The following is a 13,101-nucleotide window of genomic DNA, read 5'->3' as shown; positions in this document are numbered from 1 at the left end:
CGGCGGTCAAAAAATCCGATCCTGGCTGTCCGCCTGTTCAAAGCGGGCAGTTTGCTCTATGCCGCAATCCAACCATCTTCGCCCGGCATAGGCGAAACCCGGGATCGAAGAACCATGAATGACGCCACGCCTCCCAACCGCTGCCGCATCGTACTGATCGCGCCACCCGGCGTGCCGGCCGCCCGCATCGCGGCCGCGTTCGACGGCGGCGACATCGCCTCGCTGATCCTGCCCGAGAACGGCATGGACGAGGCCTCCTTCCAGGCCTTTGCCGAACAGGTCGTGCCGGCCGCGCAGGCCGCGGGCGTGGCGGTCATCATTGCTGGCGACACCCGCATCGCCGGCCGGGTCCAGGCCGACGGCATCCATGTCGAGGTCTCCAAGGCCGAACTCGCCGAGACGATCGAGCATTTCCAGGCGAAAATGATGGTCGGCACCGGCGGTGCCAAGACCCGCGACGACGCGCTGGAGCTCGGCGAAGCCAGGCCCGATTACATTTTCTTCGGCCGCTTCGGCTACGACAACAAGCCTGAGCCGCATCCGCGCAACCTGTCATTGGGGCAATGGTGGGCGCAGATGATCCAGATTCCTTGCATCGTCGAGGCCGGTTCCGATCTTGCCTCCGTCGAAACGGTGGCCGCCACCGGCGCCGAATTCGTCGCGCTGTCGAGCGCCGTGTTCGCCGACGGCGTCGATCCGAAGGTGGCGATCGCCCGGGCCAATGCCCTGCTCGACGACACAGCGCCGCGCTTCGAGGATTGACGTGTCCCTGGCAAGGCTTTCCCTTCAGGCCCTGCTTGCGGCGGTGATGATCCAGGCCGCCGCCGCCGAAACTATACCCTTGCCGCAGCGCAAGCCTGAAACCGGCATGCACACCGACAAGCCGATCGAAAACCAGCTGCCGCAGCCCGCCACCACGGCGGAGCCCGCACCGCTGCCCTCGGTCGACAGCGTCAATCCCGACCGCTTCGGCGCCAAGCCGGCGGACGCCGCCTATGGCGCGTTCCAGCGCGGGCTTTACAAGACCGCCTATAATCTGGCCCTGGTCCGTGCCCAGAACGGCGACCCGGCGGCGCAGACGCTGGTGGCCGAGATCCTGTCGCGTGGGTTGGGTGTGCCGTTGAACTCCGCCGAGGCCGCCAAATGGTACGCGCTTGCCGCCGAGCAGGGCGTGCCGGAATCGCAGTTCCAATATGCGCTGATGCTGCTCGATGGCCGTTACGTCAAGAAGGACGCGAAGGGAGCCTATGCCCTAATGCAGGCCGCCGCCGAAGCCGGCAACCAGCTGGCGCAATTCAATTTCGCGCAGATGCTGGTCCAGCAGGATCCCGGCGACGCCGGCCTGGCCAAGGCGGTTTCCTACTATGAGCGCGCTGCCGCGACCGGTCTCGCCGACGCGCAATACGCCATGTCGCAGATCTATGCCAACGGCGTCGGCGGCAAGCCGCGCGACGATGCACAGGCACGGCGGCTGCTGGCGCAGGCCGCCCGTCAGAACTACGACACCGCGCAGATCGATCTCGCCGCCTGGATGATCGAGGGCCGCGGCGGCGCGCGCGACCTGAAATCGGCTTTCGGCTGGACGAAACAGGCCGCCGAAGGCGGCAATGTCGCGGCCCAGAACCGCCTGGCAAAACTCTATATGCAAGGCATCGGCACCGATCCGGACCTGGTGCTCGCCGGCGCCTGGTATATCGTTGCCCGCCGCGCCGGCCTCATCGATCAGGAGATGGACGATTTCCTGCAAGGGCTGAGCGATGACCAGACCAAGCAGGCCCTGCAGAAGGCGAACCGCCTGCCCTGAGGACAGCGCGCGCTCATTGCATGTGATCCAGGACGACTTTGCCGAAGGGCGAGCCGCGTTCGAGATGGCGGAAGGCGCCGGCTGCCTCCCGCCACGGCAAGACCTTGTCGATCACCGGCCTCAACCGGTTGACGGCGAGGGCCCGGTTCATCGCCTCGAAGGATTCGCGTGAACCGACCGGAATTCCGCGTGCCCGGACCTGGCGGCGAAAGATGTCGAGCGGATTGATTGCACCCTCGCTGCCGCCGAGATAGCCGATCACATTGATCTGGGCACCGCGCTCCGAAGCCCTCAGCGACTGGGCGAAGCTTTGCGGGCCGCCGACTTCGATGATGTGATCGGCGCCACGCCCACCGGTGAGCGCCAGCACGGCCGACGCCCAATCCGGGTCGCTGCGATAGTTGATGCCGTCATGGGCGCCAAGCGCCTTTGCGCGTGTGAGCTTGTCGTCGCTGCTCGACGTGACGATGACGTGTGCCCCGGCGGCAGCCGCAAACTGCACCGCAAACAGCGAGACGCCGCCTGTGCCCAGGCTCAGCACCGTCTCGCCGGGCTTCAACCGGCCTTCGCTGAACAGCGCATGCCAGGCCGTCACGGCGGCGCAAGGCAGCGTCGCGGCTTCGACATCGCTCAGGTGCTCCGGCGCAAGGACGGCCGCCTGTTCATCCAGCCTGGCGAACTCGCTGAGCAACCCGTCGATCGGGCCGCCCCGTTGATAGGAGGGCTCAGCCATGGCGAAACTGCCGCCGACCCAACGCTGCCAGAATGTGGCGCAGACACGATCGCCGACCTTGAAGCGGGTCACTTCGGCGCCAACCGCAACCACTTCGCCGACGCCGTCCGAAAGCGGCACCAACGGCAGCGCAAAGGCAGTGTGGTAAATGCCACGGGCGATTTCCACGTCGCGGTAATTGAGCGCGGTTGCCCTGACCTTGATGATCATCTCCTGGCGCCCGGGTTCCGGCATTGGCCGCTCGACCAGCCTGAGGTTGTCGATGCCGCCCGGGTGCTGCAGTTCGATGGCCTTCATTGTCTTTCCTTTCCGTCTGGAGCTCATGGAAAGGAAAATCGCTTGCCTTGGTCCTGATTTCAAATTCATAATAATCAGGATAATTATGCATTTGGAGCAATGTTGGAAATGCTGGAGGAATTACGCACGCTCGTCCTGTTCGCCGAGGAGGGCTCGATCCAGAGCGTGGCCCGCCGCCTGCCTCTGACGCAGCCTGCCGTCACGCGTCAGATGCAGCGACTGGAGGATATGCTCGGGACGACGCTTCTCGATCGCCGGCAGAAGCCGCCGCGCCTGACCACGGCGGGACTGGAGGTCTTGGAGCGCGCGAAAGACATACTGGCTTCGGTCGAGGCTCTGAAAGCCTTCGCCGCCGACACCGAGCCGCAAGGCGTGCTGCGTGTCGGCCTGGCACATGGCCTGTCCGACGCGGGCGTTGCGGGCGGTATAGCCAGCGCGGCTGGGGCGTTTCCAAAAATATCCTTGCGGCTCAAGACCGGCTGGAGCGCGGAGCTGATCGAGCAGTTCGAACGCGGCCAACTCGACATGGCGATCGTTCTGCGATCCGCCGATCATCAAGGCCCGGACGCGCTTGGCACGGAACGCCTCGCCATCATAGCGCCGGCTGGCACCACCAAACCCCGTCTCACGGACGCCGCCTGGGCTTCCAGGCCCTGGGTGCTTAGTCCCGAGCCTTGCGACGCGCGTCAGAGGCTCCTGGCCATTTTGGGCGGCGAACGGCATCGGCTCGTTATAGCGGCGGAAATTCAGGACCCGGCGATGCAGATGGAATGGGTACGTCGGGGACACGGCCTCGGCCTCATGCCGTCGCGGCTTGCCGCGCGCGGACTTCCCGACGACCTCGCGCTTGTCGATACCGGAGATCTCGATCTTTCATTGCAGGTGGTGGCCCTGCGCTCTCCGCACCTCAACCGCCTGGCAACGGCCGCGCAGGCCATTGAAAAGACCGTCGGCGATGTCCTGGAGGTCGAGACCTGACGCCGGCTTGCCGGCCGGAGCCGACCCGCCCTCCCTTGCCTCTCCGGGCGATTTGTGGTCTTGGAGCCTTAAATCGCTTGTCACGGCGAACATCCCATACCAACGGCCTGGCCGTTGGCAGCATCCCGGATCCCATCATCATGGCCAAGATCAATGGCAACGAAATCCGTCCCGGCTATGTCATCGAACACGATGGCGGCCTCTGGGTGGCGGTCAGGACCAACACCGTCAAGCCCGGCAAGGGCGGCGCATACAACCAGGTCGAACTGAAGAACCTCATCAACGGCACCAAGCTCAACGAGCGCTTCCGTTCGGCCGAGACGGTCGAGCAGATCCGGCTCGACCTGAAGGATTTTTCCTTTCTCTACGAGCAGGAAGACGCGCTGGTGTTCATGGACACCCAAAGCTACGAGCAGCTCGAACTGAACAAGGATTTCGTCGGCGACCGCGCCGCGTTCCTGCAGGACGGCATGATGGTGACGGTTCAGCTCTACGAGGAACGGCCGATCGGCATTTCGCTGCCCGACTATGTGACGCTGACCATCACCGAGGCGGATCCCGTGGTGAAGGGCCAGACCGCAGCGTCCTCCTACAAGCCGGCGGTGCTGGAAAACGGCATTCGCGTGCTGGTGCCGCCCTTCATCGGCGCCGGCGAACGCATCATCGTCGACACCAACGAAATCACTTACGTGCGCCGCGCCGACTGATGCGTGCCGCCCAGAAGTGGCCCCGGATTTGGGTCACCGGCATGCATCGAGACAGAGTTTAAAGCGCCGCACCAGGAAGAAGCACTATGGCACGCTCAGCCCTCCTCAACGTCATGGTCCAGGCCGCAATGAAGGCCGGCCGCTCGCTGTCGCGCGACTTCGGCGAGGTCCAGAACCTGCAGGTTTCGATGAAGGGGCCCGGCGACTATGTCAGCCAGGCCGACCGCAAGGCCGAGGACATCGTCTTTGCCGAATTGTCGAAGGCACGCCCGGGCTACGGCTTTCTGATGGAAGAGCGCGGCGCCGTCGCCGGCGACGACAGCCAGCACCGCTGGATCGTCGATCCGCTCGACGGCACCACCAATTTCCTCCACGGCATTCCGCTTTTCGCAGTCTCCATCGCGCTCGAGCGCCAGGGCCAGATCGTTGCCGGCGTCATCTACAATCCTGCCATGGACGAGCTCTACACCACCGAGCGCGGCGGCGGCGCCTTCATGAATGATCGCCGCCTGCGCGTCGCCGGCCGCACGAAGCTTGTCGACACGGTGATCGGCTGCGGCGTGCCGCATCTCGGCCGCGGCCACCACGGCAATTTCCTGGTCGAGCTGCGCAACGTCATGGCCGAGGTCTCCGGCGTCCGCCGCATGGGCTCCGCCTCGCTCGATCTTGCCTATGTCGCCGCCGGGCGCATGGACGGGTTCTGGGAAGTTGGCCTGTCGGCCTGGGACATCGCCGCCGGCCTGCTCTTGATCCGCGAAGCGGGCGGCTTCGCCTCCGACATCGATGGCGGACAGGATATGCTCGACACCGGCACGGTCGTCGCCGGCAATGAGATCATCCAGCGCGCATTGCTGAAGACGGTGAAAAAGCCGCTCCCGCCGCGCTGAACGGCCGCAGTCGCAAAACCGCAAACAAAGCTTGAAATACTGTCCGGCGGTTGCCCAGATAAAGGGTGACGCTAGGACGATAGATGATCAACACGCCGCCACAGATCGAGATTCCGTTCATCGGACGCTGGCATTATTCGCGCGCCGAGATGATCGCCGACGGGATCGTCCATGCGGTGGGCATCGTGCTGGCGATCACGGCCGGCTCGGCGCTGCTGGCGCTCGCCGCCTTCCGGGTCGGGCCCGGCGAATACATCGCCGCCGTCTTCTATGTCGTCTCGCTGCTCACCGTCCTGTCGGTATCGTTGACCTACAATCTGTGGCCGGTGACCTCGCCCGCGAAGTGGATCTTGCGGCGTTTCGATCATGCCGCGATCTATCTGTTGATCGCCGCCACCTACACACCCTTCCTCGCCCAGTTGGGAAACTCGCCGCTGGCGCGCTGGATGATTGTTCTGGTCTGGGCCGCGGCGGCAACGGGCATTGCCATCAAGGTGTTTTTCCCCGGCCGCTTCGACAGGCTGGCGATCGTCTTCTACCTTGCCATCGGCTGGAGCGGCGTCATCCTTGTCAAACCGCTCGTCGAGACGCTGCCGACCACGTCGATCATGCTCATCGTCGCCGGCGGCGTCGTCTATTCCTGCGGCGTGATTTTCTTCGCCTGGAAGGCGCTGCGCTTCCACAACGCCCTGTGGCACGGCTTCGTCGTCACCGGCGCCGGTCTGCATCTGGCGGCCATGGTCGACTGCCTGGTCATCAACCGCCTTTGAGGCGCCGGCTCCTAAGGCTACCTGTGGCAATATTGCCAAGCACCATTCAATTTGGTCACAATTCCGTTTAGAGTCGCCACCTACGTGATCGGCGGCAGCGGCATCGGAAACGGGGCACGGATGGCTTTTCTCAGATCCTTCGGCATGGGCAGGCGCTCCGACGTACTGGTCTACGATCCACACAAATTGTCGAGTCCGCAGGTCTTTCTGCTCACCATGGTCATCTTCCTGGCCATCGTCGCCTTCATCGCCGCCATCTTGACCCGCCAGGTCACCACCGCTTTCGTCACCAATCCCGGCCTCAATGGCCTCATCGTCGGCGTGCTCGTCGTCGGTATCCTGCTGGCCTTCACGCAGGTCGGGCGGCTGTTTCGCGAGGTGCGCTGGGTCAACTCCTTCCGCGCCGGCTCGGAGACCACGGAACCGGTGCTGCTGGCGCCGATGAAGGCGATGATCGGCCGCTCGTCGTCGATGGCCTTTTCGACCTCATCGATGCGCACAATGCTGGATTCCATCGCCACGCGCCTTGACGAAAGCCGCGACACCTCGCGCTACCTGGTCGGCCTGCTGGTGTTTCTCGGCCTGCTCGGCACTTTCTGGGGCCTGTTGAATACGATCGGCTCGATCCGCGAGACCATCGAGTCTCTCGATCCCGGCACCGGCGATGCCGCGGCGGTGCTCGATTCGCTGAAGCAGGGCCTGTCGGCGCCGCTGGCCGGCATGGGCACCGCCTTCTCGTCCTCGCTGTTCGGCCTCTCCGGCTCGCTCGTGCTCGGCTTCCTCGACCTGCAGGCCGGCCGCGCCCAGACGCGCTTCTACACCGAACTCGAAAACTGGCTGTCCTCGGTCACCGACCTGTCGTCTGACATCGTCGTCTCCGACGCGGCCAGGACCGAACCCTCCGACGAAATCCGCCTGTTGTCGGAGCGGCTGCGCAGCATGCAGGAGAATGGCGGCGGCTCCAACCCGCGCGTCGCCACCGCCATGGCCAATCTCGCCGACGGCATTTCCGGCCTGGTCAAGAACATGCGTTCCGAGCAGCAGATCATGCGCGATTGGGTCGAGGCCCAGTCCGACGAGCAGAAGGCGATGCGCAACACGCTGGAAAAGATCGCCGACGCGCTGAAGAAGCCCGGGGTGCACTAGCATGGCGCTTGCCAGGGGCCGGCGTACCGATCGCCGCATCGATTATTGGCCTGGCTTCGTCGACGCGCTGTCGACCCTGTTGCTCGCCATCATGTTCCTGCTCACCGTCTTCGTGCTGGCGCAGTTCCTGCTCGGCCGCGAAATCTCCGGCAAGGACACGGCGCTGTCGCGCCTCAATTCGCAGATCAACGAACTGACCCAGCTTCTGGCGCTGGAGCGCTCGACGGCGCAGGACAAGGAGGATTCGCTCGCCAATCTGCAGGCGTCGCTGTCGGCGGCTCAGGCGGAAAAGAGCCGGCTCGAACAGTTGCTGGCACAAGGTGCCGGCGCCGGCGACGCCGCCAACCAGCGTGCCGCCGAGCTGGGCGGCGAACTGGACAGCCAGCGCCAGATCAGCCAGCAGGCGCTGAGCCAGGTCGAGATCCTCAACCAGCAGATCGCGGCCTTGCGCAAGCAGATCGGCGCGCTCGAGGATGCCCTCAACGTCTCCGAAACGCGCGACCGCGATTCCAACACCAAGATCGCCGATCTCGGCCGTCGCCTGAACGTGGCGCTGGCGCAGCGCGTGCAGGAATTGAACCGCTACCGCTCCGATTTCTTCGGGCGCCTGCGCGAAATCCTCGCCGATCGCGAGAACATCCGCATCGTCGGCGACCGCTTCGTGTTCCAGTCGGAAGTGCTGTTCCCGACCGGCTCCGAAGTGATCAACGATGCCGGCAAGGTCGAGATGAAGAAACTCGCCGACGCCATCATCGAATTGCAGAAGGAGATCCCGCCGGAGATCAACTGGGTGCTGCGCGTCGACGGCCACACCGACAACAAGCCGCTGTCCGGCAATGGCCGTTACCGCGACAATTGGGAACTGTCGACGGCACGCTCGACCTCGGTGGTCAAGTTCCTGATCGAGAACGGCGTGCCAGCCAACCGGCTGGTCGCCGCCGGCTTCGGCGAGTTCCAGCCGCTCGATCCCGCCGACACCGACGAAGCGCGCAACAAGAACCGCCGCATTGAATTGAAGCTCACCGAACGTTGATCCATCATCACGCGAACTCACGCGAAATTGTTCGTCGGCTCAACTCTAGGGCGCAGGGATCGGCCGGCAAGGCCTGAAAAGATTATCTTTTTTTAATTACACTTCGCGCCGAGGCACTCCTAGCTTGCTGCCCAGGGCCGGGAACCGCCGGCGATGCCTCTCACATCGCGACGCGACGGAACCGGACGGCCCACGTCCGGAACGCGGAGCGGCAAGACCGCTCCCTTCCCAGCAAAAGGAGGCGCCGTCATGCGCTCTTCAGCATCTCTCAAGACTGCAATCCTTGCCGCAATTCTGGTCGCCGCCCCGCTTGCCGGCGCCTATGCCGCGGGCCATCACAAGGGCGCTCTCGACGCGACCGACCCGACCGACATGACGGGTCCGCGTGTCGAGGCGCTCGTTCAGCAGGTTCAAGGTGTCCACCAGGGCATCGCCGACGCAAGGCGGGCCAAAAACATCACCCCGGCCGTCGCGGAGCGCCTGGAAATGCGAACGGCCCGCATCGGTCAGGCCGCCGAGAAGATAGCCGCGTCGGATCACGGCAGGATACCGGCCGCGCAATACCATGACCTGCTGCGCCGGCTCGACAATGTCGACCAGCGACTGAGGGTCGATACCGGCACCGGTTTCCTGATGGGCGACGGCTCCGACGGCGGAAACTATCCGAACGGCTGAGGCCATCTGCCTGGAAGCGTCCCAGAGGAAGGGACCAACTGGCGTCTTCGGGACCCCAATCCCGCGGGCGTCCTTTTTCCTCGCCAGCCCATCTACCAACCGAGCCAGACCGCGATCAGGGCGACCACCGCCGGAACGGTCTGGATGAACAGGATCTTGCGGCCGACCGTCGCCGCGCCATAGAGACCGGCAACGGCCACGCAAGCCAGGAAGAAGACCTTGACCTGGAAACCGGCGGAGCCGAGGTAAAGCCCCCAGATCAGGCCGACGGCGAGGAAGCCGTTGTAAAGGCCCTGATTGGCGGCGAGCACTTTGGAGGCGCTGGCGAATTCCGGCGTCAGGCGGAATGTCTTGTGCCCGCGCGGCGTGTCCCAAAGCACCATCTCGAGATAGACGATGTAGGCATGGATCAAGGCCACCAGCCCGACCAGGATGTTGCCGATCATTCTGCTCCCCTTCATGCGTCGCCGGCAGCATTTCATGCTCGACCTCGCCTGCGCAAGCTGCATCCGCCGGATGGTATCCGAGGGTTGCCAATGCTTTTGCGTTGGTGTCTTTTCGCGCCGTCCTCAATCACGGAAGCCGCCATGTCCTTTCACAAACTCGACGACCTCGGCCACAAGCTCGAAGCGCTTGAACATGCGCTGGCCATCCTCGGCGCCGATGAAGCGACCCACATGGCCGTCGGTGGCGGCGAGAAGCGCGCCGAGGCGATGGCGGCCCTTGCCGGCATGTATCACACCAGGGCGACCGCACCGGAAATATCGGACTGGATCGCCGCCGCTGAAGGCGAGGCATTGGACGATGAGCAGCGGGCGGCTCTCGCCGAGCTGCGGCGGCAGTACACCAACCTGACCTGCCTGCCGGTCGAGTTCGTCGAACGCCAGACGACGGCGCGCATGCGTTGCGAGCAGCTATGGCGCGACCTGCGCGCCAAGAACGACTGGGCTGGCTTCCAGCCGGCGCTCGAGGGCGTGGTGGCGCTGGTGCGCGAAGAGGCGGCCCTGCGCTCCGACGTGCTAGGCCTTGCCCCCTATGACGCGCTGATGGAGCAATTCGACCCTGGCAACCGCACGGCTGACATCACTCCTGTCTTCGCCGACCTGAAGGCCTTCCTCAAAGGCTTCGTGCCTGAGGCGCTGGCGATCCAGGAAGCGCGGCTGCGCAAGCATCCGCTGAAGCCGCTTTCGGGCACCTATGCGATCGACCGGCAGCGCGAACTCGGCCTTGCCATGATGGCCGCGGTCGGCTTCGACCTGACCCACGGCTCGCTGTCGGTGTCGCACCATCCGTTCTGCGGCGGCGTGCCCAGCGACGTGCGCATCACCACCCGCTACAAGACATCGGATTTCCTGTCGGCGCTGATGGGCGTGCTGCACGAGACCGGGCATGCGCTCTATGAACAGAACCTGCCCAAGGCATGGTCGCACTGGCCGCTCGGCAAGGCCCGCGGCATGGCCGTGCATGAAAGCCAGAGCCTGTTCGTCGAAAAGCAGATCGGCCGCAATCCCGCCTTCTGGCGCTGGGCGCTGCCGGTGGTGGAAAAGCATCTCGGCGAAGCCTGGTCGCTCGACGATATCCTGCCACATGTGCATCGTGTCGAGCGTGGCCTGATCCGTGTCGACGCAGACGAAGTGACCTATCCGCTGCATGTCATCCTGCGTTACGAACTGGAGCAGGAGCTTGTCTCCGGCCGCCTGGAGGTGGCTGATCTGCCCGAAGCCTGGGATGCCAAGATGCGCGACTATCTCGGCCTCTCCACCATCGACAATCCGGCCGATGGGCCGATGCAGGACGTGCACTGGCCGGGTGCCGCCTTCGGCTATTTCCCCTCCTACACGTTGGGCGCGATGATGGCGGCGCAGCAAGGGGCCGCGCTGGTGCGCGAACATCCTTCAGCCGACGACGACCTGGCGAAAGGGAATTTCGCGGCCATCAACGGCTGGCGTCGCGAGAAAATCTGGTCGCAGGGGTCGCGCTGGTCGACGCCGGACCTGCTCGAACGCGCCACCGGCGAAAAACTCAACGCCATGTATTTCACGGAGCATTTGCGCAAACGATACGGAACTGCGTGAGGCGACGCTGTAGTCGCCGGCCGAAACGCGCCCGCTATTCAGCCGCGCCCCTGAAGGCGCTGGCGCCGGTCTCGAATTGCAGCTTGGCCAGCCGCGCATAGATGCCGCCCTTGGCGACCAGGCTCTGATGCGTGCCTTCCTCGACGATGCGGCCGCCATCCATGACCAGGATCCTGTCGGCCTTCAGCACCGTCGCCAGCCGGTGGGCGATGACGATGGTGGTGCGCCCCTGCATCAGCCGCTCGAGCGCCGTCTGCACCAGCGTCTCGCTTTCGGCGTCGAGGGCGGAGGTCGCCTCGTCGAGCAGCAGGATCGGCGCATCGCGCAGGATGGCGCGGGCGATGGCGACCCGTTGGCGCTGGCCGCCCGACAGCGTCACGCCACGTTCGCCGACCGGGCTGTCATAGCCATGTTCGAGCTTGAGAATGAATTCGTCGGCAAGCGCATCCTTAGCCGCGGTCTCGATCTCGGCCTCGCTGGCACCTGGACGGCCAAAGCCGATATTGTCGCGCGCGCTCGCCGCGAAAATGGTGACATCCTGCGGCACGATGGCGATGCGCTCGCGCACCGAAACCGGATCAGCTTCGCGCACGTCGACGCCGTCGATCAGGATCTTGCCGGTTTCGGGATCGTAGAAGCGCAGGATCAGCGAAAAGACGGTGCTCTTGCCGGCCCCTGAAGGACCGACGATGGCCACCGTCTCGCCGGGTTTGACCGAAAAACTCAAGCCATGGACGGCGGCGCGGTCGGGTCTTGCCGGATAGGAGAACGAGACATCATCGAAGATGATCGCGCCTTTGGCGGCCGCAGGCAACGGCTTCGGATCGGCAGGCGCCTGGATCGCCGGTGTCTCGGCCAATATCTCGGTCAGCCGTTCGGCGGCGCCGGCTGCTTGCGCGAGTTCGCCCCAGACTTCCGACAGCGCGCCGAGCGCGCCGGCGGCGAACACCGAATAAAGCAGGAACTGCCCGAGTGTGCCGGGCGACAGATTGCCGTCAAGCACGTCGCGCGAGCCGAACCACAGCACCGCAACGACCGAGGAGAAAATGGTAAAGATGGCGAAGAAGGTGAGGAAGGAACGTGCGAAGATAGAGGCCCGCGCCGCCTCGAAGGCCGCTTCCACCGCACCCGAAAACCGTCCAGTGACCAGTGTCTCATTGGTGAACGCCTGCAGCGTGCGCACCGCGCCGATCTGTTCGCTGGCATAGGCTGTAGCGTCGGCAAGCGTGTCCTGCGCCTGCCTCGACTTGCGACGCACCGAGCGGCCAAAGGCGACCAGCGGCAGCACGATGACCGGTATCGCGGCAATGACCAAGCCGGACAGTTTCGGGCTGGTGACAACCATCATCGCCAATGCGCCGAGGCCAAGGATGACGTTGCGCAGCGCGACCGAGGCCGTGGCGCCGACCGCCGATTTGACTTGTGTGGTATCGGCGGCAAGCCGCGACACGATCTCGCCGGACTGGGCGGTGTCGAAGAAGGCAGGCGACAGCGTCGTCACATGGGCAAAGACATCGCGTCTGATGTCGGCGACGACGCGCTCTCCGAGCGTGATGACGAAATAGTAGCGGCCGGCCGATGCCGCCGCCAGCACGGCGGCCATCGCCACCAGGGCGGCGAAGTATTCGGCGATGAAACTGGTGCTGGACGACGAGAAACCATGGTCGATCATGCGCCGCACCGCCAGCGGCAGCGCCAGCGTCGTTGCCGCTGCGATGACCAGCGAGATGAGGGCGCCGACCACCAGCGTGCGATATCCAGTGATGTAGGGAAACAGGCGCCTGAGCGGCTTGAGCGAGCGTCGGCGCTCGTCTGCGCTGCTTGATTGCGCCATCTCGCTGTTTCCTCTAGCCGCCTCAGCTTCATGCGCCTTGAATATGCGCTTGCCGCGGCCTTGTGATTCAATTCCGGCTGATGTATAGGCACGCCGACCGTTTTAGAAGCCGTGGCTCCTCAATAGCTGCGGCTTCGAGTTTTAAAAAGAGGCGCATCGACG

Annotated in this window: 13 protein-coding genes; 10 read left to right on the top strand and 3 right to left on the bottom strand. The window is 64.6% G+C overall.

What is annotated here, in order from left to right:
* Positions 1-114: 114 nt before the first annotated feature.
* Positions 115-762: a thiamine phosphate synthase gene (locus EN845_RS16805; RefSeq protein WP_127872139.1), complete on the top strand. Its 648-nt coding sequence runs from the start codon at positions 115-117 to the stop codon at positions 760-762.
* A gap of 1 nt (position 763) precedes the next feature.
* The gene (locus EN845_RS16800; RefSeq protein ID WP_127277947.1) at positions 764-1,804 is read left to right on the top strand and encodes a tetratricopeptide repeat protein; all 1,041 of its coding nucleotides are present in this window, start codon (positions 764-766) and stop codon (positions 1,802-1,804) included.
* 13 nt (positions 1,805-1,817) lie between these two features.
* On the opposite strand, the gene EN845_RS16795 is transcribed toward EN845_RS16800, so the two are convergent.
* Complete coding sequence (locus EN845_RS16795) at positions 1,818-2,834, bottom strand: NAD(P)-dependent alcohol dehydrogenase (RefSeq protein ID WP_127872140.1); 1,017 nt, start codon at positions 2,832-2,834, stop codon at positions 1,818-1,820.
* Positions 2,835-2,942: 108 nt separating this feature from the next.
* On the opposite strand from EN845_RS16795, the gene EN845_RS16790 reads away from it, so the two are divergent.
* The 7 genes from EN845_RS16790 to EN845_RS16760 all read left to right on the top strand — a co-directional run bounded on the left by EN845_RS16790 (position 2,943) and on the right by EN845_RS16760 (position 9,030).
* A complete protein-coding gene (locus EN845_RS16790) occupies positions 2,943-3,812 on the top strand; it encodes a LysR family transcriptional regulator (RefSeq protein WP_168247799.1) in 870 nt (289 codons plus the stop codon).
* 140 nt (positions 3,813-3,952) lie between these two features.
* Positions 3,953-4,519 carry an elongation factor P gene (gene efp / locus EN845_RS16785; RefSeq protein WP_027141779.1) on the top strand — a complete coding sequence of 189 codons (567 nt, stop codon included), beginning with the start codon at positions 3,953-3,955 and terminating at the stop codon, positions 4,517-4,519.
* A gap of 86 nt (positions 4,520-4,605) precedes the next feature.
* On the top strand, positions 4,606-5,406 hold the full coding sequence (locus EN845_RS16780) for an inositol monophosphatase family protein (protein WP_127277950.1): 801 nt from the start codon (positions 4,606-4,608) through the stop codon (positions 5,404-5,406).
* A gap of 83 nt (positions 5,407-5,489) precedes the next feature.
* Positions 5,490-6,176 carry a hemolysin III family protein gene (locus tag EN845_RS16775; RefSeq protein WP_127872142.1) on the top strand — a complete coding sequence of 229 codons (687 nt, stop codon included), beginning with the start codon at positions 5,490-5,492 and terminating at the stop codon, positions 6,174-6,176.
* A gap of 120 nt (positions 6,177-6,296) precedes the next feature.
* Positions 6,297-7,322, top strand: coding sequence for a MotA/TolQ/ExbB proton channel family protein (locus EN845_RS16770; RefSeq protein ID WP_127277952.1), 1,026 nt, complete (start codon positions 6,297-6,299; stop codon positions 7,320-7,322).
* A 1-nt stretch (position 7,323) separates the two neighbouring features.
* Positions 7,324-8,355 carry a peptidoglycan -binding protein gene (locus EN845_RS16765; protein WP_127277953.1) on the top strand — a complete coding sequence of 344 codons (1,032 nt, stop codon included), beginning with the start codon at positions 7,324-7,326 and terminating at the stop codon, positions 8,353-8,355.
* Between the two features lie 249 nt (positions 8,356-8,604).
* Positions 8,605-9,030: a hypothetical protein gene (locus EN845_RS16760; protein WP_127872143.1), complete on the top strand. Its 426-nt coding sequence runs from the start codon at positions 8,605-8,607 to the stop codon at positions 9,028-9,030.
* 92 nt (positions 9,031-9,122) lie between these two features.
* Here the strand turns inward: EN845_RS16760 and EN845_RS16755 are convergent, their stop codons facing one another.
* Entirely contained in the window at positions 9,123-9,476 is a 354-nt protein-coding gene (locus EN845_RS16755; RefSeq protein WP_127872144.1) for a DUF1304 domain-containing protein, read from the bottom strand.
* A 141-nt stretch (positions 9,477-9,617) separates the two neighbouring features.
* Between EN845_RS16755 and EN845_RS16750 the strand changes: the two genes are divergently transcribed.
* Positions 9,618-11,105 (top strand): carboxypeptidase M32, encoded by a 1,488-nt coding sequence (locus EN845_RS16750; RefSeq protein WP_127872145.1) that lies wholly within the window; start codon positions 9,618-9,620, stop codon positions 11,103-11,105.
* A gap of 34 nt (positions 11,106-11,139) precedes the next feature.
* On the opposite strand, the gene EN845_RS16745 is transcribed toward EN845_RS16750, so the two are convergent.
* Positions 11,140-12,939 carry an ABC transporter transmembrane domain-containing protein gene (locus EN845_RS16745; RefSeq protein WP_127872146.1) on the bottom strand — a complete coding sequence of 600 codons (1,800 nt, stop codon included), beginning with the start codon at positions 12,937-12,939 and terminating at the stop codon, positions 11,140-11,142.
* Positions 12,940-13,101 lie beyond the last annotated feature (162 nt).

Origin of the sequence: Mesorhizobium sp. M8A.F.Ca.ET.202.01.1.1 (genome assembly GCF_004791595.1) — a bacterium.
In the GTDB taxonomy this organism is placed as follows: domain Bacteria; phylum Pseudomonadota; class Alphaproteobacteria; order Rhizobiales; family Rhizobiaceae; genus Mesorhizobium.
This window is presented reverse-complemented; position numbering and strand designations above follow the sequence as displayed.